The sequence below is a fragment of the Nocardia sp. NPDC049935 genome, from assembly GCF_055586645.1.
On the sequence record NZ_JBVJHV010000002.1, the window covers coordinates 1 to 25,083 of the forward strand.

Genomic DNA, 25,083 nt, shown 5'->3' on the forward strand with positions numbered 1-25,083 from the left:
TCGTCCGGGTATTTCTTCGGTGCTGCCACGCGGGGCTCCTTCCCGGTCCTATCGGACCATGCTCAGAGCCCTCCAAGGAAGCGGGGGAACCTCACCCTTACTTTCCCCGTACAAACCTCCCCATACAAGCCCGCATTCAGGCGTACCCCCACGGAGCGAGGAGCCGAGATCTGTTGCCAGACAACACCAGTGACAGACCCACACAGACAGTCGCATACACACGAACGGATCAGAAGGTTAGGGATTCGAATCCCCTCGGCACACAAGAACAACACCCACAGTACGTTTCGCCTATCGTGGGCGTTGCGCGTCAGGGAGGGTGCTACTGCGGACGCACGGTGGAAGGGGGTCGGCCAATGACAGCTTTTGTAATCGAATACAACCGCAAGACCGCTGAGCGGATCGTCACCCAGTTCTCCGGCATCGACGGCCGGCGGGCCGCCATGCGTCGCCGGTTGGAACTCGAGAAGTCACGCACCGACGCAAACGTGGAGATTGTTTCGCTGGTCAGCGACTCGATCGAGTCGCTTCGACGCACCCACTCGCGGTACTTCCAGGGCAGGGATCTCGCGCCGAACGCCTGAGCCGCACCTCTTGCGGGCTCCGTTCGCGCGGTTCCAAGGAAGTCGACATCCAACCCGGTCCACTCGAAGAGCCGGGTAAAACGGTGGAGACTTCGGACCGAGAGGTCTAGATTCATCGATCTCGAGAGCCGTGCCCACGAGACGAGGTGTATTTCGATGACGGTCCGCGCAGCGGCGACCGACTCCGGTCGACCGCTACTCATTCCTGCCCCGACCTCATCGAATCCGAGGAGAACCTCTCGTGGATCTTCCACGCATCTTCACCATTCGCGAAAGCAGCCACCGGCTCCACAACCCGTTCACCGCTGAAAAGCTCGCCACCCTGGGCGGGGCCCTGCACCTGACAGCCGGGACCCGCGTGCTCGACCTGGCCAGTGGTTCGGGCGAGATGCTGTGCACCTGGGCCCGTGATCACCGGATCATCGGCACCGGGGTGGATATCAGCACGGTGTTCACCGAGCAGGCACACGCGCGTGCCGCCGAACTCGAGGTGACCGACCGGGTGACCTTCGTGCACGGCGACGCCGCCGGTTTCGTCGCGGACGAACCGGTCGACCTCGCCGCCTGCGTCGGCGCCACCTGGATCGGAGACGGCGTCGCCGGCACCGCCGAGCTGCTGAGCAAGAGCCTGCGCCCCGGCGGCCTGATGCTCATCGGCGAGCCCTACTGGCTCAGGGAGGTCCCCGACCAGGAAACCGCCGAAGCCTGCTTCGCCGGTAGCAAGGACGACTTCCTGCTGCTGCCGGAGCTGGTCGAGCATTTCGGCGATCTCGGGTACGACATCGTTGAAATGGTGCTGGCCGATCCGGACAGCTGGGACCGCTACCAGGCGGCCCAGTGGTTCAACCTCCGCCGCTGGCTCGACGACAATCCCGATGACGAGCTGGCCGGCGAGGTGCGGGCCGAACTGACCACCGGACCTGCCCGCTACACGCGGTACCAGCGGGAATACCTCGGCTGGGGTGTCTTCGCACTGATGGCTCGCTAGCGGGTTGGATCGGCACGGGGTCTGGGCAACAGACCGCCTCGACCCCGCGCCGATCTCCGGATGGAGTCTCGAAAACCGAATGACCATGGAGAGCACTACCTCTGGCCGATGCAGCTACCGGACGGTGACGAGTCACCCCGTACGCGGCCAGGACGCCACGCTGCGTGATGACTGGTACTCAACGAACGGCGTGAGGTGCTGCTGATGTACCGGCATCGCTTCATCGTCGACAGGTGGGTATGGGAGTTGCCCGGGGTACGGGAACGGATGGCGACGAAGCCGAGAGTATCGCGTGGGTCCCCCTCGCCGAGGCCGCGGACATGATCGACCGAGGAAAGATCGTCAGCTGAACGGATTTATGGATCCGATGGGAAGATCAACTATTTACCCATAATCAGCGCTGCAAAACATTTTTCGACCCAGAAATTGTCTAGTTCGACGGATTCGCTTTCCCGCAACCTCGTGAATGTGAAATGGCCGCTTGCCGCCGGACGAAACCGAAGTGAAGACAATTCATCTCCATCCCTGGTGAGACAGCAAATCGAGTACCGGTCAGCCCCAAACACCTTCCCATGAATGGGCATTCGAGAATTCCCGTTGGTAGCATCCGGCCCCGTGAGTAAAAACGTTATCCGCAAAACCTTGCTATCCATCGCCCCGGCCGTCGGAGCATTCGGCATGCTCTTTCCCGCCACCGCCAATGCCGAACTCGGCGCCTTGCAGCCACCGGTCGTAGAGTTCCACCCAGAGAACGGCGGCAGCGTGTACGGGATGGTCAAGAACCCGAACGATCATGGTGTGTGCTGGGCGGAGAATGCGGACACCGGCGCGGTTTTCACGGTCGGTCCGATGTTCCACAACTTCCCGGTGGAAGAGTCGGTTGCCCACCCGGGTGAGTCGATGGTCCGGTCACTCGACAACGACAAGAGCGGGCCAGTACGCGTGGTCGGCCGCTGCGCCGACCACCTGCCACCAGCCGCGGGCGACCCGGCGGCGTCGGCCAGCGAAATCGTCACGGTGGAGACGGTGGTCACCGGTATTCCACTGACCGGCAGCAGCGGCGGATAGCTGAGAATCGCGGGGTTCCGAGGTGAGGTGTTATACGACAGGAAACGCCTCGCCTCGGGCCGCATCCACGCCACCTGCCGTACAAACCTTTCCACCTACCAAGCGCGGCGGAGTCGTTCCGCCGCCGCCTCTCCCGAACGGCAACAGGCTTCCAGCTGAGCTGACGCAGATAGTCGCCCCACAGCCTCGAGTACTTCCCGGGCAGCCCGGCTACGCCGATCTGCTGATAATTCGCACTCAGCGACCCGCTATCCCGGCGTCACTGCGATGCCGGGCAGGTGTCCGGCCGGAGCGGTGTCCGAGCCCCGACCACCCGGCTACCGCGGTCTCGGCTTCGGTCGGCGATAAATCGGCTCGATGCCCTCTGTCGCGGCGAGCCCGCATCCAGCGACAGCTGATCCGCGGACGGGGCAGCCCACCACCGTCGACAGTAAAGAGAGGGTATTGCCTGGCCAAAAAATGGTAGTTACTGTCATAAGACATCAACTACCAAATAGGAGAGGCTGTCATGTCGGCCATGCTCTATCGAATCGGGCGGTTCAGCTATCGCGCCCGGCGACTCGTACTCCTGCTCTGGGTGGTGCTCCTGACTGTGCTGGGGGTGGGGGCGGCGACGCTCGCCGAGCCTTCCGCCACGTCGTTGAGCCTGCCGGGGACCGAATCCCAGGAAGCGTTCGACCTGCTCGAGGAGCGCTTCTCCGAACTGCCCTTGGACGGCGGAACCGCGCTGATCGTGTTCAGTGCTCAGGACGGTGCGGTGACCGATCCGGAGCCGCGGCGGCGGATCACCGAGGTGGTGCAGGAGGCCGCGGGGGCCGCCGAGGTCGCGGCGGTGCAGGGTCCGTTCGAGAGCGGGCTCGTTTCGGAGGACCGGCGGGTGGCGGTCGCCGAGGTGACCTATGCGGTGTCGTTCGAGACGGTGCGCGAGTCGAGCCGCCAGGAACTGATGGATCTGGTGGAACGCAGCGATTCCGCCGGACTGCGCGTCGCGGTGGGCGGGGACGTGATGGAGTTGATGCCCGATGTGAGCAAGGAGCTCATCGGATTGCTCATCGCCGCCGTGGTGCTGGTGGTGACGCTGGGATCGCTGGTCGCGGCTGGGATGTCGCTGATCGCGGGGGTCACCGGGGTCGCGGTCGGCCTGCTCGGCATTCTCACCGCCACGGCCTTTCTCGACCTCGGGGTCACGACGCCGATTCTCGCGCTCATGCTCGGGCTGGCGGTCGGTATCGACTACGCGCTGTTCATCGTCACCCGCTACACCCATGAGCTGACCCGCAACGCCGATCCGGAGGAGGCCGTCGGGCGGGCGGTGGCCACGGCGGGTTCGGCGGTGCTCTTCGCCGGGACGACGGTGGTGATCGCGCTGACCGGTCTCGCCGTGGTGGGTATCGGGCTGCTCACCGAGATGGGTATCGCGGCGGCGTTCACGGTGGCCGTCGCGGTGCTGGTGGCGGTCACCCTGCTGCCGGCGCTTCTCGGGTTCGCCGGTATGCGGGTGCTGCGGCGCGGTCTGCGGGGGCGGACGGAGAGCGCGGACGATGAGACGCGCACGCCGGCGCGGCGCTGGGCGGCCCTGACCACCGGGCGGCCGGTGACCATGCTGGTCGCCGCGCTGATCGGTATCGGTGTGCTGGCCCTTCCGGCGCTGGATCTCCGGCTGGGCGTACCCGACCAGGGCACGTACCCGGAGCACACCACCCAGCGCAAGGCCTACGACGCGATCGCGGCGGGTTTCGGTCCGGGATTCAACGGACCGCTGCTGGTGGTCGTGGATCTCGCCGGCGCCCCGGACCATCGCGACGCCGCGCGGCGCGTGCACACCGAGTTGGCGGGCGCCGAGGGGGTCGCGACGGCGGCGCCGCCGGAATTCAACCCGGCCGGCGATACCGCGATCATCGCGGTCATCCCGCGCGGTGGACCCGACAGCGCGGAGACCGAGCAGCTGGTGCACACACTGCGCGGCGATATCGCCGGCACCGCCGAAGGGTTCGGCGCCCGGATCGCCGTCACCGGAACCGCCGCCATCATCATCGATTTCAGCGACCGGATGGCGCAGGCGCTGTGGACCTACCTGCTGGTGGTGGTCGGCCTGTCGTTCGTGCTGCTCATGGCTGTTTTCCGGTCGATCGTGGTCCCTCTCAAGGCGACGCTGGGGTTCCTGCTCAGCCTGGGTGCGACCTTCGGTGTCATGGTGGCCGTCTTCCAGTGGGGGTGGCTGGAATGGCTGGGCATCCACACCACCGACGTGGTGGTGAGCATGCTGCCGATCTTCATCATCGGCGTGGTGTTCGGGCTGGCCATGGACTACGAGGTGTTCCTGGTGACCCGGATGCGGGAGGAGTACGTGCACGGGGCGAACGCGACGGCGGCCGTCCGGGCCGGATTCGGGCACGGGGCGCGGGTGGTGGCCGCAGCGGCGATCATCATGGTCAGCGTTTTCGCCGGGTTCAGCACCGGCGACGCCAGCGATATCGTGCAGATCGGGGTGGCGCTCGCGGCGGCGGTCGCTGTCGACGCCTTCCTGGTGCGGATGACGATCGTTCCCGCGGTGCTCGCACTGGTCGGGGACAAGGCGTGGTGGCTGCCGAAATGGCTGGACCGGATACTGCCGGATCTGGACGTCGAAGGCCGCCATCTCCCGGACACCGCTCCCGAAACGGAGGCGAGCGCGGTTGTCCGGCCGGTCGAGGGTTCGGCAAGATGAGTTCATGAGTACCGGTGGCCTGCGAGAGCTCAAGAAGAAGCGCACGCGTGAATCCATCCAGGATCACGCGCTGCGCCTCTACCGGGAGCAGGGGTACGCCAAGACAACGCTGGAGGAAGTAGCGGCGGCCGCCGAGGTTTCGCCGAGCACGCTGTTCCGCTACTTCCCCAGCAAACCGGATACCGTCCTCTACGACCGCGTCGATCCGATCTTCCTGGAGAAGTTCCTCGCCGAACCCGCCGAACTACCCCTGCTCCGGGCAATGCGCAATGCGCTTCTCGCGGTTCTCGCGAGCGCGGATGTCGATATGGCGGCGCTGGAGACCACCCGGATGAAACTGATCGCCACCGTGCCGGAGTTGCGCGCATCCGTGGCGGCCAAGGTCGAGACGGATCTGCCGCCGTTTCTCGAGGCCGTGGCCCAGCGAACCGGCCGCCGACCGGACGACCCGTATGTCCGCTACTGGACGGGAGCGGTGGCGGGCGTCGCGGTGATGGCCTACCTCCGCGCGGTCGACGAGAACAACCCGGATATCTACGCCGTCGTCAACGAGGCGCTGGAATTCATGGAAAACGGTCTGCCACTCTGAGATCCCGTCGATCCCTCACTCGCACACGACGGACGGAACACGGTGAGATCCGGTATACCTCGCCGTATCCGGCGACCCGCTGTTCACACGTTCTCGGTGCCGGTCGCCTCGATATCGATGAGCGGGCCGAGGGCCGACTTGCCCCGCCTGGGTGCTTCGATGCGCACGGCGATCGGTCCGCGCGCGGGGTAGTCGCTCTCGGTGAGAAACCAGATCCGCTCGGTATCGGCGACGATGAACAGCCCGTCGTGCCCGCCGGTCGGCGCGAACTGCGTCAGCTGCGGTGGGAAAGGCGGCAGCCCGAAGGTGTCGTGCAGTTCGGCGACCGCGCGCCCGACATCGGCCACCCCGAGTCCGACCTCGCTGATCGAGAACAGCGCCGGCCGCTCGCCGTCGCCGGCGGGCACTCCGGCATCGGCGTGACGGGCGATGAGTTCCAGCACGATCCCCTCGGGGCCGCGGAAGTAGAGCGAGCGGGAATCCCAGCCCGCCGGACCCTCGATGATCTCCGACCCGTTCAGCCGGAGCAGTTCGACGCGTCCGTTCAGCCAGCGCCGGGCGGTCTCGAAATCGTGGGGTGAGATTCCGAAGGCCAGGTGGTGCACTCCGGCGAAGGGCTCGCCTTCGGTGACGACCAGGCGGCCGGCGCCGATCTCGACGGAAACCCTTCCCGCGTCCGTGGACACGGGCAGTCGCAGCACATCCTGATAGAAGGCCGCGACACCGTCGAGGTCCGTTGCGGTGATGGCTACTTCCCGGATTTTCATGGCACATCCATTCGGTTCGGAGGTACCGCCGACGCTATGACCTCAACCTTGATTCAGGTCAAGGGACGTCGGTGGTATCCCCGGCTCGGACGAACGCGCGCCCCTGTTCCCGGTCGAGTGCCGTCTCGGTCTTGTTCTTCAGGACGAAGAGGTAGACGTACAGCGACGCCGCGATCACGACGGTGACGTACACGATGAACCAGGTGACATGTCCCCCGTTCTTCGCGGCCTGGTAGATCATCGGCGCGGTGCCGCCGAACGCGGAATTGGCCAGCGCGTAACCGACGCCGACGCCCAGGGCTCGGATATGGGAGGGGAACAGTTCGGCTTTGACGATGGCGTTGATCGAGGTGTAGCCGGTGAGCAGGATGTAGCCGATACAGGTCACCAGCAGCGTTCCGGCCACCGAGGTCGTGTCCTGCAGGAAGCTGATCAGGAACCAGGTGTAGGCGACGCCGCCGATCCCGAAGAACACCAGTACCGGTTTACGGCCGACCTTATCGCTGATCAGGCCGCCGATCGGCTGGAGCAGCATGAGGAAGATCAAACCGGTGAGGTTGATCCAGGTGGCGGTCATACCGTGACCGTCGAACGCCGTTTTGACCATAGCGGGCGCGTTCACGCTGTAGGTGTAGAAGGCGAGGGTGCCGCCCATGGTGACGAAGAAACACACCAGCAGCGGACGCCAATAGTCACGCACCAATACCCGCAGCGAGCCCGATTCGGTGTCCTCGCCGCGCCGGACGGCGTCGAGTTGTTCCTCGGTGAGCGATTCGTCCATGCTGCGGCGCAGCCAGAACACGACCACCGCCGCGACGCCGCCGATGAAGAAGGCTATCCGCCAGCCGAAATCGGAGATCTCCTGCTTGTCCAGGAACACCTGCAGCACCAGCAGGGTGAGCTGGGCGAGCACATGGCCGCCGACGAGAGTGACGTACTGGAACGACGAGAAGAACCCGCGGCGTTCCTTGGTGGCCGCCTCGGACATATAGGTGGCCGAAGCGCCGTATTCGCCGCCGGTCGCGAATCCTTGCACAAGCCTGCACAGGATGAGGATCACGGCCGCGCCCACGCCGATCACTTCGCGTCCGGGCACTACCGCGATCACCAGCGAACACGCCGCCATGAGCGACACGCTGAAGGTGAGCGCGGCGCGTCGGCCGTGGCGGTCGGCGTAGCGGCCGAAGAACCACGAACCGACCGGGCGCATGAGGAAGGTCACGGCGAAGATCGCGTACACGTAGACGGTGGAGTTCTTATCCGCCGAATCGAAGAACTGACTTTCGAAATACGAGGCGAACACGGTGTAGACGTAGACGTCGTACCACTCGACCAGGTTGCCCGACGAGCCGCGCAGCGTGTTCAGGACGGCGCGGCGCGTCGACGCGGGTGAGGACGCCGGCGCGGTGGACGGCGGCCGCTTCCCGGGGTCTGTCGTGCCTTCGGTCGTGGTTTCCGACATTCGCGATTCCTCCCGTTCACCGGTGCGCGGGCTGCCCGGGTGGTGATCCGGGCCGCCCCAACGCCCAGTTTGCAGGCCCGGACGCCGATCCGTACCGGTATCCGGGGTCGAGGCTCGAAGAAGCCACCGCCGGAGGAGTTCGCTCCGCGGACCGGTCAGCCGGTGACGATGGGCACCACGTAGGTCCGGGCGAACTGGTCCAGGTCGTCGTCGGTCTCCAGCGGCACCAGGCCCGACGGGCACAGGATGAACGAATGCACCAGGCGGCACACCACTTCCGCGCGGTTGAGCAGATCGGCCGGTTCGGCGAGCAGCCCGGAATCCGCGGCCCGGCACAGCGCGGTGTGGGCGGCGGCGACCGACATGGCGAATACCGGCCCGCCCTCGGTGGTGAGTTTCTCCAGGATCCGGTCGGGTTCCACCATCAGCATCCGTTTCACCAGGGTGTGCTCGCGCCATCGGGTGATAACGGTCACGAAGATATCGGCCACCAGGTCGTCGAGGCTGCTGTGGCGGGTGGAGATGGCGTCGACCTCGGTGAGCACCGCGGCCACCTCCCGGCTCACGACCGCCTGGACGACGTCGTCGCGGGAACCGACGCGACGGTATACGGTGACGCGGTCGACGCCGGCCTGCCGGGCGATGTCTTCGATGGTCGTCTTCTTGACGCCGAACTCGCTGAACCTGATCAACGCCGCGTCCAGAATGCGAGCTTCGATTCCGTCCTGCAGTCCGGGGGACGATGGGTACGCGGCGGACATGAGGTAACGCTAGCAAGTACCGCGTGAGCACAAACACCTATCGGGCACTCGCAATATTGCAACATTGCTATTAATTATGTTGCGGTGTAGATTCGCCGGATGGTGCAGACCAGCCAAGCAGTCGCTTGTTCCTCTCTGGTGTGTCGTCCGGCCCGACTAGCGGCGGACAGCTGATGGGCACCCAGGTGCCGCCCCGCGGCCTGCAGATGATCGGCGCGGCCGTGGACGCCTGCCGTTCGATACTCGTCGCCCACCGGCCCTCCTCGCTGCTGCCGCGTCCGAAGACGCTCTGGCACAGCGGATTCAATCTCCGGTTGGTAGTCGCGGCCGTACAGCGGGAGGCTGCGGACGTGGTGGGCGTGGTGCTGGTCGACCCCGACGGCGACCCGCTGCCCGCCTGGCTCCCCGGCGCGCACCTGGATCTCTTCCTGCCCTCAGGCCGGCAGCGGCAGTATTCGCTGTGCGGCGATCCGCACGACCGTTCCGCCTACCGGATCGCCGTCCGGCTCGATCCGCACGGTGACGGCGGGTCCATCGAGATCCACGAGGATATGCGCAGCGGCGACACCATCCGGGTGTTCGGCCCGCGGCACACCTTCCCGTTCGTGGACGTCCCCGAATACCTGTTCGTCGCCGGAGGTATGGGCATCACCGCACTGCTGCCCATGGTGCAGGCGGCGGGCCGGCGCGGCACGCTCGTCTACACCGGACGCACCCGCGTATCGATGCCCTTCATCAACCGGCTCCCCGGCGCCCTCGTCCGGCCCGACGACGAATTCGGCGCCCCGGATATGGAGGAACTGCTCGCGCGGGCGAATCCCGGTACCGCGGTGTACGTCTGCGGCCCCGCGTCCATGGTGGAGGCCGCCGCCCGGGCCCTGCCGCGGGTGAACCCGACCTGCACGCTGCACGTGGAACGCTATCCCGCGGCCCGGATCACGGCGACCCGTCCGGCACGGTCACGGCATACGCACCACAGCGCGCCGGCCCGCCGGTCGGCCTGAGTTCCGGAGCGGAAACCCCTCCCACGAAGAAGCCCCCCACCCGGATCTCCGGATGAGGGGCTCGAAGCGGTGGCGGAGGGATTTGAACCCTCGGAGGGGGGTTACCCCTCACACGCTTTCGAGGCGTGCTCCTTAGGCCGCTCGGACACGCCACCGCCCACGACTGTACCGGAACCGCCGGTTATCCCTAAATCGGGGCCCCGACCTGCCGATCCGCGCGGAGCAGCCGCGCCGGACCGCGCCGCTCACCGGGCGAGCCGGGCTCGGCGGTTCAGCGCTGGGACCGGAAGAAATCGTCCAGGATCGCCGCGCACTCGTCCTCCAGGATCCCACCGCGGACCTGGGGCCGATGGTTGAGACGCCGGTCGCGGACCACATCCCACAGCGACCCCACCGCGCCCGTCTTCGGCTCCCACGCCCCGAACAGCAGCCGGTCCACCCGGGCCGCGACCAGGGCGCCCGCGCACATGGTGCACGGTTCCAGGGTCACCGCCAGGGTGGCGCCGGTGAGCCGCCAGCCGTCGCCGTGGACCGCCGCGGCGCGGCGCAGGGCCAGCACCTCGGCGTGCGCGGTGGGATCGCCGGTCGCCTCGCGCGCGTTGGTGGCGCGGGCCAGTTCCCGGCCCGCGGCGTCGAACACCACCGCCCCCACCGGAACGTCGCGGGGATCGGCGGTGGCGGCGACGGCCAGCGCCGTGCGCACCATATCGGTATCGGAGAGCGGAACGCTCACCTCAGCGAGGCAGTTTGTCGAGCACCGCGGAGAACTCGGAGGCGAAACCCAGGCGCTGGGCGATCATCGAGAGCTGCTCGTCCGGATAGAGGTCGGTTTCGGCGAGGATCACGCTGAACACCGGTTCCGGCAGGCCCAGATCCGCGAGAATGCCGAGATCGCCCTCTTCGTAGGGGTCGATATCGTCGAGTTCGTCGGGGTCGATATCGGGGATCTCGATATGCAGTTCCTCGAGGACATCGGCGGCGATGTCGTAGTCGATCGCCGCCGTGGCGTCCGAGATCAGCAACCGGGTACCACTGGGCGCGGGCCGGACCACGATGAAGAACTCGTCGTCGATATCGAGTAGCCCGAATACCGCACCGGAGGACCGCAGATCCTTCAGTTCGTTCTCCGCCGCGGAAAGGGTGGTGAGCGCGGCCGCGGTCAGCGGGCTGCATCGCCAGGTACCGTCTTCCCGGACAACGGCCACCGCGAACCCTTCTACGTCGTCGTAATCATCCGACGCCGCCCCGTTCGTGCCCGAGCGCTGTGCTGCCATGGGCGCAACGGTAGTCGGCCCGGGGCGCTTAGATGAAGTCGTATGCGAATCTGTTCCGGTGACTGCTGACGACCATACGGCGCTCTGCGTTCTCGGGACGGGTTTGATCGGCGGATCGCTGCTGCGTGCGGCGACCACGGCGGGGCGTACCGCCTGGGGATACAACCGTTCGGCGCCGGGCGTGGCGGCAGCGCGCGCGTCCGGTTTCGACGTCACCGGCGACCTCGCGGCCGCGCTGGGCCGCGCCGCCGATTCCGGCGCCCTGATCGTGGTGGCCGTTCCGATGCCGGCCGTGGACCCCATGCTCGACGCGATCGCCACGTACGCGCCCGAATGCGGGCTGACCGATGTGGTGAGCGTGAAGGCCCCGGTCGCCGCGGCGGTGCGGCGCTTCGGGCTGGAGCGGCGCTACGTGGGTGGTCACCCGATGGCGGGAACGTCCGAATCGGGCTGGCAGGCAACCGATCCGGAGCTCTTCCGGGGCGCCGCCTGGGCGGTCGGCGTGGACGCGGGCGCCGATCCGCACACCTGGACCCGGGTGGCCCGGCTGGCCCTGGACTGCGGATCGGTCGCGGTGCCGGTGATCGCCTCCGAACACGACCGCGCGGTCGCCCGGATCTCGCATCTGCCGCATGTACTGGCCGAGGCGCTGGCGGTGGCCGGGGCGCGCGGCGGGGATCTCGCGCTCGGATTGGCGGCGGGTTCCTTCCGTGACGGCACCCGGGTGGCGGGGACCGCGCCCGATCTTGTGCGCGCCATCTGCGAACCCAACGCCGACGCCCTGCTGGCGGTGCTGGACGAAACCCTGACCACGCTGACCGAGGCCCGGGCGGCGCTGGACACGTCCACCTCGCTGGACGAACTCACCGCCGCCGGATACGCGGCACGGCGCCGCTACGAGACCGTCGAACGCTGGGAGATCGCCGATATCGAACCCGGCGCCGAGGGCTGGCTGGAGCGGCTGCAGGAGGCGGGCCGGCGGGGCGGAGTGATCACCCGTCTGTGACCCGGTTCAGACCCGTTCGGCCAGCCCCGGGTAGTCGAGGACGAAGCCGTCGGGATCCACGGTCAGGGTGGCGCTGGACACCGGCGAGAGCACGCTGATGCCGTCCCCGGCGCTGCTGTAGGTGAGATCGGCCTCCTGCACGGTGAGGTCGGGCAATCCGACGTAGACCACCGGTACCTGGACGTCCTCCATGGCGTGCTGGAGGCCGAAACGGCGGATCGGCAGGGTGTTGAAGAACGGGCTGAGCACCACGTCCGCGTCCAGCGCGCCGCCGAAGGTGGACCGGATATGGGTGCCCGTGGCATCGACGAGCCAGTAGTTCTCCTCGTCGCGCGCGATCGAGGCATGCCGCTCCCCCGCGGCCGTGGTGCTGCGCAGCGAGAGCCGCCGGGTGGCGCCGTTCTCGTCGGTGACCAGGTCGTAGGACGCGCTGAACGCGGGATGCTCGCCGCAGCCGCCGCCGATGATGCGGCCGCTCGCGCGGATCCTGTTGCCGTTCAGGGTTACGCGGACCGATTCCATCCGCGAGTTGTCGTAAGCACGCCAGGTGAGGACAGCCGGCCACCGCACCGGCGCGGGCGCGGTGTCCGGACCAGGAGTTTCGTCACTCGTTTGCGTCACGTGTCCACCGTACGCACCGCGCGGCCCGGACCCGGAGGTCGCCACGACATACCGGTCGCCGGGCAGGACGGCGTCGGTGCACCCGGGTGATTCGAGGTCGACAATCGACGGTCCCGATATACGGGCTCCTCGGGAAAATGAATGGGCCCAGAGATCACACAAGGCCAAGATAAGGTTGATTGGTCGGACCATAGACCGATTGTGTAAACATGGGACGAAGTGTTGTGAACAGCGTTTGAATCCAGGCAGGTACGGGGTGATTCACTCCCGCACAGAATTTCACGGAATCCGCCGTGGCACCCGCTGCCGCGCATCGGAATCCACCGGTTCCGAAGTCCGCCCCGGCAGGCCGATTTCCGAAACCGCCGGCCGTCACAACCGGCGCAGGCCGATTTCCTTCACATCGCGCAGATGCTGTTCCATCGCCGCGCAGGCGCCCGCGCCGTCACGGGAGGCGACGGCCTCGTAGATCGCGTGGTGGCCCTGGATGGAGATGCGGCGGCCCAGCTGGGTCTTGTGCGAGAGTTCGCGGGTGCGCTCGGTCCAGCTGGTGGTCATCGCGCACAACGCCACCAGCAGCGGGTTCTGCGCGGCATGTGCGAGCAGAGTGTGGAATTCGACGTCGAGGCGGATGGATTCCTCGACCGCCAGATGCTCGTCGGAGTCGTCGAGTACCCGCGAGAGCGACAGCAGGTTCGATTCGACCGCCCGCAGGGCCGCGAACTGCGCGATCCGGGGTTCGACGATATCGCGCAACTCGACCGCGTTACCCAGTTCGGCGTCGAGTTCGGACAACCCGCCGAACAGTTCGGCGGCGGCCGCGGGTGGCGCGGCGACGATACTTCCCCGCCCCTGATGCCGCACGACCAGTTGTTTCCGTTCGAGTTCGAACATCGCCTCACGCAGCGAGGTCCGCGAGACGCCCAGGCTCGAGGCGAGTTCGCGTTCGGCCGGCAGGCGATCACCCGCCGACAACTCCCCGGAGACGATCATCTGCTCGATATGAGCGGCCACCTCGGAGCCGACACTGCGGGAGCGGCGGTTCAGAGGAGGAACCGAAACTGGCCTCATGCAACGACGATAACCGCAGCCGCGTACCCGGGCCAGAATCGGACCATCCGATGGAGAAAGCCCGCCGATTCGCCATTGCCGATACGGGCCCGAGCGACCCGATCGCCCGACAGTTACGTTCCTGTTTCGCAGGTTACGTTTCGCTCCGGCGGGTCGCCCGGGATGACGGCGGGTCCCTACAGTCGATGTGGTCGGACCAATTCTGCGGAAATCGGAGCCGGTGCCGACGGCGCCGGAAACCGCGCGCCGCGACACCGACGAGCACCCACGGGCAATTCGAGGTAATCGCATGAACAATTCGCCGGATCGCTACGACACGCTCCTGCGCGGCGGCCGGGTGATCAGCCCGGCCAACGGCCTCGACGGCCGGCTGGATGTGGCCGTCCGCGCCGGGCGCATTGTGGCGATACAGCCGCAGATCCCGGCCGCGAGCGCCCGTGCGGTCGTCGACGTCGACGGGAAACTCGTCGTTCCCGGACTGATCGATACCCACGCGCACGTGTTCCGCTACGTCTCCGGGCGCTTCGGCCTCGATCCCGATATGGTCGGCGTCCGTTCCGGGGTCACCACGGTCGTGGACCAGGGCGGACCCTCCTGTATGACGCTGCCGGGATTCCGGCACTTCATCGCCGAACCCGCCGAGACCCGGGTGCTGGCGTTCCTGTCCGCCTACCTGGTGGGCGGGCTCGAAGGCCACCTGTACGAGAACCTCTACAGTCCCGACGGCGTGAACGTCGACGCGACGGTCGCGGCCGTGGCCGGCAACCGTGACCTGGTGCGCGGGATCAAGGCGCATGCCGAGATCGGTGGTTTCGCGCGCTGGGGCATCCGGGTGATCGAAATGGCCGCCGAGATCGCGCACCGGGTCGACCTGCCCCTCTACGTCCATTTCGGCCAGCTGTGGAAACTGCCCGAGGGCGGGGCGAACGGCGAGGACGCCGATACGATCCTGGAGCGGGTCATCCCGCTGTTGCAGCCCGGAGACGTACTCGCCCATCCCTTCACCCGGCACCCCGGCGGTTTCGTCGACCAGAACGGCAAGGTGCACACCGTCATCCGGGCCGCGCTGGATCGCGGGCTCGAGATCGACGTCGGGCACGGCAGCCACTTCTCCTACCGGATCGCCGCCAAGGCCATCGCGGCCGGCGTGGTACCGCACACCCTCGGCGCGGATATGCACGGCTACAACACCGAGGTACCGCCGCCCGCCGGAACACCGGCCGAACACCCGGACGACGAGAACCACCCCTTCAAAGGCCAGGCCCGATTCAGCCTCACCCAGGCCATGAGCTCCATGCTGGCCCTCGGGCTGGACCTGCCGCAGGTGGTGGCGATGGCCACCTCGAACGCCGCCGAAATGCTGGGGCTCTCCGATGAACTCGGCGCACTCGAAGTCGGCCGGGCCGCCGATATCACGGTCCTCGACGACGAGCGGGCACCTTCGCGCTGCAGGACAACGAGGGCACGATCGCCCGAGCCGACCGGCTGCTGCGGCCCGCGTTCTGCCTGCGCGGCGGTACCCGGCACGACGCCGACTCCCCGATCCTGCCGATCGCGGTCCCGGCATGACCGACGGTTCCGGCGCTATCGGGACCCGGCCGGCCGCCGGCACCGCGTATCCACGCCACGCCGACTACGACAGCAATGCCGCCGTTCCCGCCGCCGCCTCGCTCATCCGGACGCGGCTCGAGAACTCCCGGCGGTTCCGGGCAGACCACGACGCGCACCTCGATATCCCGTACGGCCCGCTCCCTGCGAACAAATGGGATATCTACCCGGCCGCGGATCCCGCCGCGCCCTGTCTGGTCTTCGTCCACGGCGGATACTGGCAGCGCAACGACCGCCAGGGATTCGCCACCGTCGCCGAAGGGCTGCGCGCGCACGGCTGGTCGGTGGCGCTGCCCGGGCACACCCTGGCACCGGAAGCGTCGCTGACCGGAATCGTTGCCGAGATCCGCACCGCGATCGGCTGGCTGAGCGCGCACGGAACCGAACACGGGGTCGCCGGGCCGATTGTCGTCTCGGGCTGGTCCTCCGGTGCCCACTTGATCTCGCTCGCCCTCGACCTGCCCGGCGTGATCGGTGGACTCGCGGTCTCCGGGATATACGACCTGCGGCCACTCACCGAAACCGGGTTCGGCGAGGCGCTCGCCCTCACCCCCGCGGAGATCACCACCCTCTCCCCCCTGCACCGTCCCGTGGGCGACACCAACCCCCTCACCGTCGCCTACGGGGCGGCCGAACTCCCGGCCCTGGTCGCCGATTCGGTCGCATTGCACGCGCACCGTTCAACCGCGGGAGCCCCGACCCGGCTACTCCCCATCCAGGACGCGGACCATTTCACGATCCTCGAGGAGTTCCGCCGGCCCGGCGGTGTGCTGGTGGGCGCCGCTCTGGATATCGTGCGGGCCCACCGGGATCAGTCGGCCGGCTCCGCTCGCTGCCGCTCGACGGCCGCGACGAAATCGGGGTGCGCCGAGACGATCAGCTGATCGGTCTCGTGGGAGAGCCAGACATCGGCGAAGAACCCCGAACGAGTCCAGGCCAGTACGCCTATGGTCATCAAAAGCGGAAAGCATCCGGGGAGAACCGCCAGCGCCAGCGGCAGGTAGAACTGCTGCGCCCCGAACCCGAACGCGACGGCCAGAGCCCCGAACACGAGCAGAACAACCAGCAGTGCCAGCTGGGCAATCCGCCGGTATCTCCTGACATCCGTCAGGCAAAATTCGCACGCCGGACAGTCGAACCGGAGGCGTGCCTGGACTCCGTAGTTGTCGTCGGGCCGCCAGGGCAGGCGCATGGATCGGAGGAAAACCCGCAGGGTGGGTATCTCGGCTCCCGGCATCCCCTGGGAGTTCACCACGAAGGGACGCCTTTTCACCGAAGCCAGGCCATGCTCGCTGCACACGTCGGGCAACTGCGCGACCAGTTTCAATTCCAGCGGTGCGTCGGTGAAAATCGGGGGCCGATCCACATCCACTTCGGTCTCGAACAGGACCTTCTCCCGCCCACTCACCGCAGCCAGCCGTTCTCCCGGCGATCACGGTAATAGAGGTCGTCCTCATCGGGTTCGTCGGGAGTGACCACCTGGTCGCGGTAGGATTTGCGCCCCCGCTGTGGTGGAGGGGCCGTCGGCGAGGCCTGGGCTGTCGGCGGTTGAGCGGCCTGGCTCTCGGCCGGAGGCGCCGGTGAACCCCACTCCTGTGGCCGATCGCGGAGTTGATCGAGTTGCGCCTGTCCCTGAGCCGCGAGCCGTTGCCGTTCCTCTTCCGGCATCGCAGCAAACTCCTGCATGGCCGTGGGAATGGTCTGATCGAGAACGATATTGAACGCGTCGCTGTGCATCAATGCACGGGCGCTGCCCCGACCTTCAAGAATGGCGCGGATCTGATCTTTCAGCCGAGGGTCGGCAGTACCTGCCATGATGACCTTCAGGGCCTGGGTGAGCTGGCGCGATACTGCGATATCTCCTCGCGCGAGATCGTGTATCGGCTCTGGTGAACCCATATCAGGCTCCTGGATGGTCGTAGGACTTCTGGGGCAGCGGGGGCAGCTCGCCGGACTGGAGCGTCCCGATTCCCGCGTATACGAGCCCGGCGATACCTTCCAGGCTGATATACAGCGAAGTCAGCTTCGATACAAGCATGTTGAAAGCCGCGATAGCCCTCAAAGTGGTCAGCGTGGCAGCCGCGACCAAAGCCGCGGTCGCAACAATTCCTACGCCCGAGACCGTGGCGAGTTTTGCCGCGGCCAATTGGATCAACGCAATGGCGCCGATATCGAGCAGTGTCTGCACCCCATCGCCCAAGGTCTTCGCACCGAAATACGCGGCATTCGCGAAATTATTGATCTCGTCGGCAATTGTGTTCAGTGCATCGATCTGCGCCGTAATCGCGGTGGTCAATTCCGAGAAGTACGTTTGGGCGCTGGAGGCAGCGTTGCCGTCCCAGGTGAGGTCGGCTGTCTTGGCCGCACCAGCGATCTGATCGGACAGGCTCGCGTTGTATGCCGCCAGATTCTCGACTGCCTTGCCTGCCTTCTGCAGAGCCTCCCAATCACCGGAAATCTTCTGCCCGAGCCACTCCACGGGGTCCATACCGCAAACATTCTTGAGCCAGGTACACGCCCAATAGGTCGGCGAGATCTCGTTGGAAGTCACGATGAGTTCGAAATTGTCGTTCATCGGATCTTCGGGGGCCGGCTCGGACAACTTCTCTATGGGCGATCCGGCCATTATTTGCCACCCGGATACGTACGATCCAGTGCGGAGGCATTCCCCGAGTCGGTGGTCCGGTACATCTGGGCCACCGCCGAAAGTTCGGCCGCCGCGGCTGCGGACAGATTGCCGATCGCCTCGTAGTTCGCTTTGAGCTTCTCGTGCGCCTCGCTGATCGCACCGAGCCCGATGCGAATCAATCCACCATCGCCCCACACCGTGTTGTCGGCCACCAGCCATTTGTCTATATAGGCTGTGGCACTCACGTTCTCGTCCGCCAGTTTCTTCAGACTCTCGGAGAACTTGTCGACTTCTTCGGGATCGACCCTGAGCTCATCCGGCATCGTACGGACCCCCTCCTTCTGGCAGCGCTCCCACACCGCGTACATCCCCGGCAACCCTGGCACAGCCGTAGGAAGAGGGCAAGCAGTCACCGACGGAGCACGATCACAAACACACGAGTGCCCGATCCGGCGGACCGTGGCGGAGACGGAGGGATTTGAACCCCCGGTCGCTCTCACGACTCTCGCTTTCAAGGCGAGTGCATTCGGCCGCTCTGCCACGTCTCCAGGGCCTCGATGGTAACCGATGCACCCCGCGGCCAGCGAAATCCCGGGGGCCGGGCGGATAGTTCGCGGCCGGTACGCCGGAGCGGGTTCAGCGTGGGACGGCCAGCAGGTCGCGGGTGATTCCGATGAGATCGGCGCAACCGGAAAGACCCATGGCGGAATCGAAATCGGCCAGCAGCAGTCGCAGCGCGTGGCGTACTCCGGCCTGTCCGGCAATACCGAGCGCGTAGGCCCACGGCCGGCCGTAGCAGACCGCCTTGGCGCCGAGGGCGAGGGCGACCAGCACATCGGAGCCGGTGCGGACGCCGGAGTCGAACAGCACATCGGCGCGGTCGCCGACCGCGGAGACGATCGGGCCGAGCGCATCGAGGGCGGCGATCGAATTATCGATCTGGCGGCCGCCGTGATTGCTCACCAGCACGCCGTCGGCGCCCGCGTCCACGACCGCGCGGGCGTCGTCGGGGTGCAGCACGCCCTTGACCGCGATCGGCAACTCGGTCCACTCCCGCAGTTTCGCGAGGTCGGCGACCCGCAGGCTGTGATTGCCGAACAATCCCACCCAGGTGAGGATCGCCATCCGCATGGCGTCCTCGCTCTCCTCGGGCGGTGCGGGGAGCTTGGCCCGGAAAACGGGATCGGACAGGTAGTTGGCGATACCTTTGCCCAGCAGGAACGGCAGATGCCCCAATTCCAGGTCGCGGGGACGCCAGCCCAGCGACGGTGTGTCCACGGTGACGACGATCGCCGAGGCCCCGGCCCGTTCGGCGCGCTGCACGAACGATTGCGCCAGCTCGTCGTCGGCGGGCCAGTAGAGCTGGTACCACCAGTCACCGGCGACGGCACCGACCTCTTCGATGGTGGACGAGGAGGCAGTGGACAGGATGCTGCCGACCCCGAGTTCTTTCGCCGCCCGCGCGACGACCACCTCACCTTTTTCGTGCAACAACTCCAGCACTCCCACCGGCGCGGTCAGCACCGGCGCGGAAAATTTCGTACCCAGCACCTCCACCGCGGTGTCCCGGGCACCGGGGCCGCTGGTTCCGCACAGCATCCGCGGGACCAGCCGGTAGCGCTCGAACGCGGCCCGGTTGGCAGCGGCGGTCCGCTCGCTCGACGCGCTTCCGGCCACATAGGCGTACGCGCGGGCATCGAGCAGCTCCCGGGCCTTGTCCTCGAACCCGTCGGCCGTCATCGGCAGGTCGGGGACCGCACCGCCCATTCCCTGGAGGTAGATCTCGTTCTGGAAGTCGATGAAGCTGCTCACGGACAGTCACGCTAGCCGTGTCCGGGCACCGTGGGCAGACCCTCGGCGGTTTCTGTTGCAGTATGGGGCGATGCGCGCGATCAACTTGAACGGCTTCGGCGGGCCCGAGGTCATGGAATGGTCCGAAGCGCCCGACCCGGTACCGGGCCGCGGTGAAGTGCTGATCGAGGTCGCGGCGGCCGGAGTGAACCGGGCCGACCTGTTACAGCGGCGCGGGCTCTACGCTCCCCCAGCCGGGACCACCGCGGTGCCCGGCCTGGAATGTTCCGGTGTGGTGGCCGGGGTCGGCGAAGGGGTCACCGGCTGGTCGCCCGGCGACCGGGTGTGCGCGCTGCTGTCCGGTGGTGGCTACGCGGAGAAGGTCGTGGTGCCCGCCGGGCAGGTGCTACCGGTACCGGACGGGCTCGACCTGGTGGCGGCCGCCGGACTGCCCGAGGTGGCGGCGACGGTCTGGTCGAATCTGGTGATGACCGCCGGACTGCGGTCGGGACATCTGCTGCTGATCCACGGCGGCGGCAGCGGGATCGGTACCCACGCGATCCAGGTGGCGGTCCAGCTGGGCGCCCGGGTCGCGGTGACGGCCGGATCGGCGGCCAAACTCGAGCGCTGCGCCGAGCTGGGCGCGACTGTTCTGATCAACTATCGCGAACACGATTTCGTGGACCTCATCCGGGCCGAAGACGGTCTGGGCGGGCCGGGCGCGGACATCATCCTCGACAATATGGGCGCCGCCTATCTGGGCCGCAATGTCGACGCGCTCGCGCTGGACGGCCAAGTGCTGGTGATCGGAATGCAGGGCGGGGTGAACGGTGAGCTGAATCTCGGCGCGTTGATGGGCAAACGCGGGACGGTGCGGGCCCTCAAGCTCCGCGACCGGCCCGCCACCGGTCGCGGCAGCAAAGCCGACATCATCGCCGAGGTCCGGGCACGGGTCTGGCCGCTACTGGCGAAGGGCGCGGTGGTACCGGTGATCCACGCCGAGGTCCCGGTGACCGAGGCCGCGCGGGCCCACGAGATGCTCGACGAACACGAGACCTTCGGCAAGGTGGTCCTGCGAATCGGTGACCGCTGAGCGTGCGGCCGGCGGGCTAGTCAGCCGAGGGCGGCCAGGGCCCGGCCGAACAGGTCGATCTCCCGCCGGGTCGTATAGGGGGCGAGGCCGATGGTCACCGCGCCGCCCTCGTCGTTCACACCCAGGGCGTCCAGCAGGCGGCTGCCGCCGTGCGGACCGGCCAGCACGTTGATCCGCTTATCCGCCAGCTGCGCCGCGATCTTCTCCGCCTGCATACCGTCGACGGTGAAACTGACCGTCGGGATACGGGTGGAGGCGCGGCCGATCACGGTGAGACCGGAAATGCCCTCGAGGGTGCTCATCAGATGTTCGAACAGCTGGTCGTGGTAGTCCTGCAGCGAGGTCACCGAGATCTCCAGCCGTTCCCGGCGGGTGCCGGTGGCGCGTTCGTCCAGCCCGGCCAGATAGTCGATCGAGGTGGTGAGCCCGGCGAGCAACGCGTACTGGTGCCCGCCAACCTCCAGCCGTTCGGGACCCTTCGCGTACGGGTTCAGCGCCATCGACGGAATCCGGTCCAGGAACGCCGGGTCCCGGAACACCAGCGCCCCCACCTGGGGACCTCCCCAGCTGGGGGCGCTCAGGGCGACCACATCGGCATTGAGATCGTCGATATCGATGAGCGCGTAGGGCGCCGCGCCGACCGCGTCGGCGACCAGTAACCCGCCCACCTCGTGCACCCGCTCGGCCGCGACCCGCACCGAGGGCGCCGACCCCACGATCGGCGACGCCGCGGTGATCGCGACCAGCCGGGCGGTGGGGCCGATGAGTTCCTCGTACTGCCAGGCCGGCATCTCACAGGTCTCGATCTCCACCTCGGCCCAGCGCACATGCGCGCCGTAGCGGTTGGCGATCCGCAGCCACGGGGCCACGTTCGCCTCGTCGTCGAGGCGGGAGAGCACGATCCCGGTGCCCAGGCCGAGCCGGGAGCTCAGCGATTCGGCGAGCCAGGCCAGCAGCACCGCGCGGTCCGGGCCCAGCACGACACCGCTGGGGTCGGCGCCGACGAGATCGGCGACGGCCACCCGGGCGTCGTGCAGGACCTCCGCGCTGCGCTTGGCCGCCGGATGACGACCCAGATGGGAGAAAGACGACGTGCGGAAACCGATCGACACCGCGCGCGAGACGGAATCCGGAACAAGCATGCCCGCCTGCGGAGCCAGATTGATCCAGCCGTCGGCCAGGGCGGGGATCAGGCCCCGGACCCGCGCGACGTCGTAAGTCATGCAGGTCACTTTAAGGCCACGGGGTACGGAGCGGTAACCCTGGTCCGGCACGCTGTGCTGTGCACTACAAAGCCGACAGTGCTGTGCGCGACGCCTATCACCGGCTGTACGCAACATGCATAACTCTCCCGGCGCGATATGAGTCACCCGCCGGCCTCTGCACCCATCACCGGCCGCGGTGCCCCGCGCCACCGCACCGGCTCGGCGCGTTCGCCGCGAACACGACATGATGGGAACCATGACGCACTCGGATGACGCCTCGGATCCCGTTGTCGTGATCGGCCCGGAGGGCCGGCCCGTCGTGCTGCCTCCCGGCGCCACGACGAGTGCGCCCTACCCGGGCCGGGAGGAGTCCTCCGAGGACGGCGCCGATCACGAGGCCTCCGAATCGCTGGCCGATATGGTCGAGCAGCCCGCCAAGGTCATGCGGATCGGCACCATGATCAAACAGCTGCTGGAGGAGGTCCGGGCGGCGCCGCTCGACGACGCCAGCCGCACCCGCCTGGCCGAGATCCACAAATCCTCGATCCGCGAACTCGAGCAGGGGCTGGCGCCGGAGCTGCGCGAGGAACTGGAACGCCTGGCGCTGCCGTTCGGCGCGGACGCGGTGCCCTCCGACGCCGAACTGCGGATCGCGCAGGCGCAGCTGGTGGGGTGGCTGGAAGGGTTGTTCCACGGCATCCAGACCGCGCTGTTCGCCCAGCAGATGGCCGCGCGGGCGCAGCTCGAACAGATGCGCCAGGGCGCCCTGCCACCCGGTATCCACGCCGCCGACGGCCGCGGCCCGCAGCCGGGTCAGTCGATCGGGGGCACCGGGCAGTACCTGTGACGGTGGTGGTGTATATGCCTCCCGCTACCGGGGTCCGCCGGTCGGGGTAGTGTCGTGCACCGTGCCTGCAGCTTCCGCTCGCTCCGACCTGGTAAACACCGAATCCCCGGAGAGCACCGACGAGAGCACGGTGCGCTCCGAGGACACTTCCGCCGCAGATGAGACGCCTGTGAGTTCCGAGCAGACCCCCGTCGCCGAGAGCGCCGACACCGCGACGACCGAACACGCGCCCATCCGGTCCGATTCGCAGTCCTGGACCCGGGCCTGGCGCGATATCCGCGACGGGTTCGGTCAGCGTGAGCTATGGCTCTCGCTGGGCTGGCAGGACATCAAACAGCGCTATCGGCGTTCGGTGCTGGGTCCGTTCTGGATCACCATCGCCACCGGCGTGCAGGCCACCGCCATCGGCATCCTGTACGCGGCGCTGCTGGGCCAGCCGCTGCAGCAGTATCTGCCGTATGTGGCGGTGGGCCTGATCGTCTGGAATGTCATCAACGCCTCGATCCTCGAGGGCGCCGAGGTCTTCATCGCCAACGAGGGGCTGATCAAACAGCTACCGTCGGCGCTGAGTGTGCACATCTACCGCCTGGTGTGGCGGCAGGTGCTGTTCTTCGCCCACAACCTGCTGATCTATGTCGCGGTCCTGGCGCTGTTCGGGGTGTGGCGTGATCTGCACTGGACGGCGATCTTCGCGATACCCGCGCTGGCCCTGCTGTTCCTCAACGCCATGTGGGTCTCGGTGCTGTTCGGCATCTTCAGCACCCGCTACCGCGATATCGCGCCGATCCTGGGCAGCATGACGCTGATGCTCTTCGTGCTCACGCCGGTGATGTGGAACACCAAGAGCCTGGAGTCCCAGGGCGGCGATGTGGCCGAACGGGCCCGGCTGGCCGAAATCGTGCCCACCTACCACTACCTGGAGATCGTGCGCGCACCGCTGCTCGGCGACGATCAGAAGCTGTATCACTGGGTGATCGTCGGCACGATCACCGTGGTCGGCTGGATCGCCGCCGCCATCGCCATGCGGCAGTACCGTTCGCGCGTGCCCTACTGGGTTTAGGAGTCAGGCGATCATGACCGATCACGTGAGTATCGAGACCCGCGACGCGTGGGTGGAGTTCCCGATCTTCGACGCCAAATCGCGGTCGCTGAAGAAGGCCTTCCTCGGCAAGGCCGGCGGCGCGATCGGCCGCAACCAATCCGATGTGGTGGTCGTGGAGGCGCTGCGCGACATCACCCTGTCGCTGAAGGAGGGCGACCGGGTCGGCCTGGTCGGCCACAACGGCGCCGGGAAATCGACACTGTTGCGGCTGCTCTCGGGGATCTACGAACCGTCGCGCGGCAGCGCCCGGATCCGCGGCCGGGTGGCGCCGGTATTCGACCTGGGTGTCGGGATGGACCCGGAGATCTCCGGCTACGAGAACATCATCATCCGCGGCCTGTTCCTGGGCCAGACCCGTAAGCAGATGCTCGCCAAGATCGACGAGATCGCCGATTTCACCGAGCTCGGCGAGTATCTGTCCATGCCGCTGCGCACCTATTCCACCGGTATGCGGGTGCGGCTGGCGATGGGCGTGGTGACCTCCATCGATCCCGAGATCCTGCTGCTGGACGAGGGGATCGGCGCGGTCGACTCCGAGTTCATGAAGAAGGCCCGGGTGCGCCTGCAGGAGCTGGTCGCCCGGTCCGGCCTGCTGGTGTTCGCCAGCCATTCCAACGAATTCCTGGCCCAGCTCTGCGATACCGCGATGTGGATCGATCACGGCCAGATCCGCTTGCGCGGCGGGATCGAAGAGGTCGTACGCGCCTACGAGGGCCCGGAAGCGGGTAATCATGTGGCGACGGTGCTGCGCGAGCTGGAAGCCGAACGGGCCGGCGAATCCACGAAACCCACCGCCGACCAGGCGGACGCGCCGGCCGGCGGCGAACGAGAACTGGAGAACAACACGGCATGAGCGAGTCAGGCCCGGAGGCGGAAGCGCAGCGTGACCACGGAGGGCCCTCGCTC

25 protein-coding genes, 2 tRNA genes and 1 pseudogene are annotated in these 25,083 nt (G+C 67.3%); 13 read left to right on the top strand and 15 right to left on the bottom strand.

Features of this window, described 5'->3' with window-relative positions; translation table 11 throughout:
* Nucleotides 1-356: 356 nt before the first annotated feature.
* The 5 genes from ACZ6SF_RS08295 to ACZ6SF_RS08315 all read left to right on the top strand — a co-directional run bounded on the left by ACZ6SF_RS08295 (nucleotide 357) and on the right by ACZ6SF_RS08315 (nucleotide 5,936).
* Nucleotides 357-584, top strand: coding sequence for a hypothetical protein (locus ACZ6SF_RS08295; protein ID WP_466061379.1), 228 nt, complete (start codon nucleotides 357-359; stop codon nucleotides 582-584).
* Nucleotides 585-825: 241 nt separating this feature from the next.
* On the top strand, nucleotides 826-1,572 hold the full coding sequence (locus tag ACZ6SF_RS08300) for an SAM-dependent methyltransferase (RefSeq protein ID WP_466061380.1): 747 nt from the start codon (nucleotides 826-828) through the stop codon (nucleotides 1,570-1,572).
* Nucleotides 1,573-2,187: 615 nt separating this feature from the next.
* Nucleotides 2,188-2,640 carry a hypothetical protein gene (locus tag ACZ6SF_RS08305; protein WP_466061381.1) on the top strand — a complete coding sequence of 151 codons (453 nt, stop codon included), beginning with the start codon at nucleotides 2,188-2,190 and terminating at the stop codon, nucleotides 2,638-2,640.
* A gap of 508 nt (nucleotides 2,641-3,148) precedes the next feature.
* On the top strand, nucleotides 3,149-5,347 hold the full coding sequence (locus tag ACZ6SF_RS08310) for an MMPL family transporter (protein WP_466061382.1): 2,199 nt from the start codon (nucleotides 3,149-3,151) through the stop codon (nucleotides 5,345-5,347).
* Nucleotides 5,348-5,351: 4 nt separating this feature from the next.
* Nucleotides 5,352-5,936 carry a TetR/AcrR family transcriptional regulator gene (locus ACZ6SF_RS08315; protein ID WP_466061383.1) on the top strand — a complete coding sequence of 195 codons (585 nt, stop codon included), beginning with the start codon at nucleotides 5,352-5,354 and terminating at the stop codon, nucleotides 5,934-5,936.
* An 83-nt stretch (nucleotides 5,937-6,019) separates the two neighbouring features.
* On the opposite strand, the gene ACZ6SF_RS08320 is transcribed toward ACZ6SF_RS08315, so the two are convergent.
* The 3 genes from ACZ6SF_RS08320 to ACZ6SF_RS08330 form a co-directional block, all read right to left on the bottom strand.
* Complete coding sequence (locus ACZ6SF_RS08320) at nucleotides 6,020-6,703, bottom strand: VOC family protein (protein ID WP_466061384.1); 684 nt, start codon at nucleotides 6,701-6,703, stop codon at nucleotides 6,020-6,022.
* Between the two features lie 58 nt (nucleotides 6,704-6,761).
* The gene (locus ACZ6SF_RS08325) at nucleotides 6,762-8,165 is read right to left on the bottom strand and encodes an MFS transporter (RefSeq protein WP_466061385.1); all 1,404 of its coding nucleotides are present in this window, start codon (nucleotides 8,163-8,165) and stop codon (nucleotides 6,762-6,764) included.
* A 155-nt stretch (nucleotides 8,166-8,320) separates the two neighbouring features.
* The gene (locus ACZ6SF_RS08330) at nucleotides 8,321-8,926 is read right to left on the bottom strand and encodes a TetR/AcrR family transcriptional regulator (protein ID WP_466061386.1); all 606 of its coding nucleotides are present in this window, start codon (nucleotides 8,924-8,926) and stop codon (nucleotides 8,321-8,323) included.
* Nucleotides 8,927-9,099: 173 nt separating this feature from the next.
* Between ACZ6SF_RS08330 and ACZ6SF_RS08335 the strand changes: the two genes are divergently transcribed.
* Nucleotides 9,100-9,930: a ferredoxin reductase gene (locus ACZ6SF_RS08335; protein WP_466061387.1), complete on the top strand. Its 831-nt coding sequence runs from the start codon at nucleotides 9,100-9,102 to the stop codon at nucleotides 9,928-9,930.
* 67 nt (nucleotides 9,931-9,997) lie between these two features.
* Here ACZ6SF_RS08335 and ACZ6SF_RS08340 read toward each other — a convergent pair.
* The 3 genes from ACZ6SF_RS08340 to ACZ6SF_RS08350 form a co-directional block, all read right to left on the bottom strand.
* Nucleotides 9,998-10,085, bottom strand: a tRNA-Ser gene (locus ACZ6SF_RS08340).
* Between the two features lie 116 nt (nucleotides 10,086-10,201).
* On the bottom strand, nucleotides 10,202-10,636 hold the full coding sequence (locus ACZ6SF_RS08345; RefSeq protein WP_466062216.1) for a nucleoside deaminase: 435 nt from the start codon (nucleotides 10,634-10,636) through the stop codon (nucleotides 10,202-10,204).
* A 28-nt stretch (nucleotides 10,637-10,664) separates the two neighbouring features.
* A complete protein-coding gene (locus ACZ6SF_RS08350) occupies nucleotides 10,665-11,204 on the bottom strand; it encodes a tRNA adenosine deaminase-associated protein (protein ID WP_449995343.1) in 540 nt (179 codons plus the stop codon).
* A gap of 58 nt (nucleotides 11,205-11,262) precedes the next feature.
* On the opposite strand from ACZ6SF_RS08350, the gene ACZ6SF_RS08355 reads away from it, so the two are divergent.
* Nucleotides 11,263-12,210: a prephenate dehydrogenase gene (locus ACZ6SF_RS08355; RefSeq protein WP_466061388.1), complete on the top strand. Its 948-nt coding sequence runs from the start codon at nucleotides 11,263-11,265 to the stop codon at nucleotides 12,208-12,210.
* A gap of 6 nt (nucleotides 12,211-12,216) precedes the next feature.
* On the opposite strand, the gene ACZ6SF_RS08360 is transcribed toward ACZ6SF_RS08355, so the two are convergent.
* Nucleotides 12,217-12,831 (bottom strand): putative glycolipid-binding domain-containing protein, encoded by a 615-nt coding sequence (locus tag ACZ6SF_RS08360; protein WP_466061389.1) that lies wholly within the window; start codon nucleotides 12,829-12,831, stop codon nucleotides 12,217-12,219.
* Between the two features lie 372 nt (nucleotides 12,832-13,203).
* Nucleotides 13,204-13,902: a FadR/GntR family transcriptional regulator gene (locus ACZ6SF_RS08365; RefSeq protein ID WP_466061390.1), complete on the bottom strand. Its 699-nt coding sequence runs from the start codon at nucleotides 13,900-13,902 to the stop codon at nucleotides 13,204-13,206.
* 289 nt (nucleotides 13,903-14,191) lie between these two features.
* On the opposite strand from ACZ6SF_RS08365, the pseudogene ACZ6SF_RS08370 reads away from it, so the two are divergent.
* A pseudogene (locus tag ACZ6SF_RS08370) lies at nucleotides 14,192-15,343 on the top strand (amidohydrolase/deacetylase family metallohydrolase); the annotation flags it as partial.
* Nucleotides 15,344-15,467: 124 nt separating this feature from the next.
* Nucleotides 15,468-16,394: an alpha/beta hydrolase gene (locus ACZ6SF_RS08375; RefSeq protein WP_466061391.1), complete on the top strand. Its 927-nt coding sequence runs from the start codon at nucleotides 15,468-15,470 to the stop codon at nucleotides 16,392-16,394.
* On the opposite strand, the gene ACZ6SF_RS08380 is transcribed toward ACZ6SF_RS08375, so the two are convergent.
* From ACZ6SF_RS08380 to ACZ6SF_RS08405, 6 genes are all read right to left on the bottom strand, one after another.
* Entirely contained in the window at nucleotides 16,322-16,918 is a 597-nt protein-coding gene (locus tag ACZ6SF_RS08380; RefSeq protein ID WP_466061392.1) for a hypothetical protein, read from the bottom strand. The two genes, ACZ6SF_RS08375 and ACZ6SF_RS08380, sit on opposite strands and share 73 nt — an antisense overlap.
* Nucleotides 16,915-17,409, bottom strand: coding sequence for a hypothetical protein (locus ACZ6SF_RS08385; protein ID WP_466061393.1), 495 nt, complete (start codon nucleotides 17,407-17,409; stop codon nucleotides 16,915-16,917). The genes ACZ6SF_RS08380 and ACZ6SF_RS08385 overlap by 4 nt, the downstream gene beginning before the upstream one ends.
* A gap of 1 nt (nucleotide 17,410) precedes the next feature.
* Nucleotides 17,411-18,085 (bottom strand): WXG100 family type VII secretion target, encoded by a 675-nt coding sequence (locus ACZ6SF_RS08390; protein ID WP_466061394.1) that lies wholly within the window; start codon nucleotides 18,083-18,085, stop codon nucleotides 17,411-17,413.
* 50 nt (nucleotides 18,086-18,135) lie between these two features.
* The gene (locus ACZ6SF_RS08395) at nucleotides 18,136-18,462 is read right to left on the bottom strand and encodes a type VII secretion target (RefSeq protein ID WP_466061395.1); all 327 of its coding nucleotides are present in this window, start codon (nucleotides 18,460-18,462) and stop codon (nucleotides 18,136-18,138) included.
* A 137-nt stretch (nucleotides 18,463-18,599) separates the two neighbouring features.
* Nucleotides 18,600-18,687, bottom strand: a tRNA-Ser gene (locus ACZ6SF_RS08400).
* Nucleotides 18,688-18,775: 88 nt separating this feature from the next.
* On the bottom strand, nucleotides 18,776-19,951 hold the full coding sequence (locus tag ACZ6SF_RS08405) for a lactate 2-monooxygenase (protein WP_466061396.1): 1,176 nt from the start codon (nucleotides 19,949-19,951) through the stop codon (nucleotides 18,776-18,778).
* A gap of 70 nt (nucleotides 19,952-20,021) precedes the next feature.
* On the opposite strand from ACZ6SF_RS08405, the gene ACZ6SF_RS08410 reads away from it, so the two are divergent.
* The gene (locus ACZ6SF_RS08410) at nucleotides 20,022-21,023 is read left to right on the top strand and encodes an NAD(P)H-quinone oxidoreductase (RefSeq protein WP_466061397.1); all 1,002 of its coding nucleotides are present in this window, start codon (nucleotides 20,022-20,024) and stop codon (nucleotides 21,021-21,023) included.
* 20 nt (nucleotides 21,024-21,043) lie between these two features.
* Here ACZ6SF_RS08410 and ACZ6SF_RS08415 read toward each other — a convergent pair whose 3' ends face one another.
* On the bottom strand, nucleotides 21,044-22,246 hold the full coding sequence (locus tag ACZ6SF_RS08415) for a cysteine desulfurase-like protein (protein ID WP_466061398.1): 1,203 nt from the start codon (nucleotides 22,244-22,246) through the stop codon (nucleotides 21,044-21,046).
* Nucleotides 22,247-22,484: 238 nt separating this feature from the next.
* On the opposite strand from ACZ6SF_RS08415, the gene ACZ6SF_RS08420 reads away from it, so the two are divergent.
* The 3 genes from ACZ6SF_RS08420 (at nucleotide 22,485) to wzt (ending at nucleotide 25,030) form a co-directional block, all read left to right on the top strand.
* Nucleotides 22,485-23,075 (top strand): bacterial proteasome activator family protein, encoded by a 591-nt coding sequence (locus tag ACZ6SF_RS08420; RefSeq protein ID WP_466061399.1) that lies wholly within the window; start codon nucleotides 22,485-22,487, stop codon nucleotides 23,073-23,075.
* A gap of 169 nt (nucleotides 23,076-23,244) precedes the next feature.
* Nucleotides 23,245-24,135, top strand: a complete 891-nt coding sequence (wzm, locus tag ACZ6SF_RS08425; RefSeq protein WP_466061400.1) for a galactan export ABC transporter permease subunit Wzm/RfbD — start codon at nucleotides 23,245-23,247, stop codon at nucleotides 24,133-24,135.
* A gap of 13 nt (nucleotides 24,136-24,148) precedes the next feature.
* Entirely contained in the window at nucleotides 24,149-25,030 is an 882-nt protein-coding gene (gene wzt, locus ACZ6SF_RS08430) for a galactan export ABC transporter ATP-binding subunit Wzt/RfbE (RefSeq protein ID WP_466061401.1), read from the top strand.
* The last annotated feature ends 53 nt before the right edge of the window (nucleotides 25,031-25,083 follow it).